This is a genomic window from Methylobacterium oryzihabitans (genome assembly GCF_004004555.2).
Classification (GTDB): Bacteria; Pseudomonadota; Alphaproteobacteria; order Rhizobiales; family Beijerinckiaceae; genus Methylobacterium; species Methylobacterium oryzihabitans.
This window is the reverse complement of record NZ_SACP01000078.1, coordinates 1-1,065: the sequence shown is the minus strand read 5'-3', so window position 1 is coordinate 1,065 and position 1,065 is coordinate 1. Positions and strand designations below refer to the sequence as shown.

Below are 1,065 nucleotides of genomic sequence, written 5' to 3'. Positions count from 1 at the left end.
TAGGGGCTGAATTTTGTAGATATCCGGTGGGAGATTCTATGGTTTTCAGCAAGGCGCTTTCCCACCCTTGGTGACATATTCGTCCTGATTCTTCATCAGGGCGAATGCCACTCGTGCAAGCTTCCTGGCCAGGATTACCAATGCCTGGGTTGTTGCTTTACCCGCATTGCGATGTTGTTCGTAGATCCCTTTCCAAGTGGCCGTCCGGCTGGCTGACATCGCCGCGTTATGCAGCAGGCGACGGATTTCTGAGCAGCCTCGCTTGGTAAGGCGACGACGTCCATTCTTCTGCCCAGAATCAATCACTCGTAGATCCATTCCCAGGAATGCAATGTACGAATCACTGCTCTTGAACTCGCCCCGCATAAAAGCCATTACCAAGGCAGTGGCCGTGAGAAACCCAATACCCTCTACCGCCTGGCAGCGAGCAACTTGCTCGTGCAGCCCTGCTTCGCGCAGCACTTCTTTAATTTTCTTTTGGATCAACAAATCCAGCCGGTCTATCGATTTTACAAAGGTTGTGAAGGCGGCTTTCAAAAGGGCTTCATTAGCCCAGCTCTGGGTCATCGCCGTGCGGGCAGTCACCAAGGCCGCTCGGGGTCGCAGAAGGCTCTGTAGCTTGCCGTAGACGGCGGGAGGGGGAGTCCAAGGGCGGAGGTCTTCCCCCTCGTTTCTCAAAAAACGGGACAACAACCGAGCATCAGTGGGGTCCGTTTTTACCCTCACACCCACGCTTTTGCGGTAGTTGCTCAGTTGGAATCCATCAATGACATAGACCTCGAAACCCAGGCTATGGGCCAGCTCAACCAAGTCCAGGTGGTAAACATTGGTCGCCTCAACAGCAATTGCCGTGTTGAGAGGCTGTTGCTTCAGCCATTTCTTGATTTCCGGTTTGGTATTTTTCACCTTGATGATCTCGTCGCGATCATCGTGATGAATCACTAATTCTGCTTTCGCGACATCCGCACCCACGATCAATTTGCCAACCTGCATTGCCACGGGAGCCTCCTCACGTTATGGTTTTTTGGCTTGAAGGGGTTTCACCAAGAGGCGCTGGCTTGCTTC

The 1,065-nt window shown here is 53.0% G+C and carries 1 protein-coding gene; it reads right to left on the bottom strand.

Annotation, left to right across the window (positions count from 1 at the left end; translation table 11 throughout):
• Window positions 1–45: 45 nt before the first annotated feature.
• Window positions 46–993 (bottom strand): IS110 family transposase, encoded by a 948-nt coding sequence (locus EOE48_RS28420; protein WP_210249609.1) that lies wholly within the window; start codon window positions 991–993, stop codon window positions 46–48.
• Window positions 994–1,065 lie beyond the last annotated feature (72 nt).

Coding starts and splice junctions, on each gene's coding strand:
- EOE48_RS28420 (WP_210249609.1), bottom strand. CDS start 993: ATGCAGGTTGGCAAATTGATCGTGGGTGCGGATGTCGCGAAAGCAGAA.